The organism is Bacillus sp. LR--39 (assembly GCF_053613335.1).
The window spans coordinates 1-1,222 of the sequence record NZ_JBSIOT010000239.1; the positions used below are offsets into that span (position 1 = coordinate 1).

Below are 1,222 nucleotides of genomic sequence, written 5' to 3' on the forward strand. Positions count from 1 at the left end.
TCTGCCGCGGGAGCTGATTATCCGTGTGCAAAAGCTGCTGCAGCTCGTATATAAGGAAGCTCCTCCTGTCCAAAAACATGAAATTGCCGTCTCCTCGTATCGGGTCGCTGAAGACGCCCGCGAGGTCTATGACGAAAACGGGAATATTATCAATTTGACGTCAAAGGAATTTGATCTGCTGCTATTATTTATCCATCATAAAGGGCATCCATACTCTCGTGAGGATATCCTCCTAAAAGTGTGGGGACATGACTACTTCGGAACAGACCGGGTCGTTGATGATCTCGTCCGGAGACTGCGCAGAAAGATGCCTGAATTGAAGGTGGAGACGATTTACGGTTTCGGCTACAGGATGATGTCATCATGAAAAACAAGCCGCTCGCGTTTCAGATATGGGTTGTCATATCCGGCATCCTGTTAGCGATATCGATTTTACTGCTTGTGTTATTTTCAAACACGCTGCGAGATTTTTTCACTAATGAAACGTATACGACGATTGAAAATGAGCAGCATGTGCTGACAGAGTACCGCCTGCCAGGTTCGATTGAAAGGCGCTATTACAGCGAGGAAGCGACGGCGCCGACAACTGTCCGCTCCGTACAGCACGTGCTCCTTCCTGAAAATGAAGAGGCTTCTTCAGACAAGGATTTAAGCATTCTGTCATCTTCATTTATCCACAAGGTGTACAAACTGGCTGATAAGCAGGAAGCTAAAAAGAAACGTTACAGCGCCGACGTCAATGGAGAGAAAGTGTTTTTTGTCATTAAAAAGGGACTTTCCGTCAATGGACAATCAGCGATGATGCTCTCTTACGCGCTTGATTCTTATCGGGACGATTTGGCCTATACCTTGTTCAAACAGCTTCTGTTTATTATAGCTGTCGTCATTTTATTAAGCTGGATTCCGGCTATTTGGCTTGCAAAGTATTTATCAAGGCCTCTTGTATCATTTGAAAAACACGTCAAACGGATTTCTGAACAGGATTGGGATGACCCAGTAAAAGTGGACCGGAAAGATGAAATCGGCAAATTGGGCCATACCATCGAAGAGATGCGCCAAAAGCTTGTGCAAAAGGATGAAACAGAAAGAACTCTATTGCAAAATATCTCTCATGATTTAAAAACGCCGGTCATGGTCATCAGAGGCTATACACAATCAATTAAAGACGGGATTTTTCCTAAAGGAGACCTTGAAAACACTGTAGATGTTATTGAATGCGAAG

Annotated in this window: 2 pseudogenes; both read left to right on the forward strand. The window is 44.3% G+C overall.

What is annotated here, in order from left to right:
• Nucleotides 1-367 (forward strand): annotated as a pseudogene (cssR, locus tag ACWHAR_RS22130) (secretion stress-responsive two-component system response regulator CssR); the annotation flags it as partial.
• Nucleotides 364-1,222: pseudogene (gene cssS, locus ACWHAR_RS22135) on the forward strand (secretion stress-responsive two-component system sensor histidine kinase CssS); the annotation flags it as partial. The pseudogenes cssR and cssS, both read left to right, overlap by 4 nt.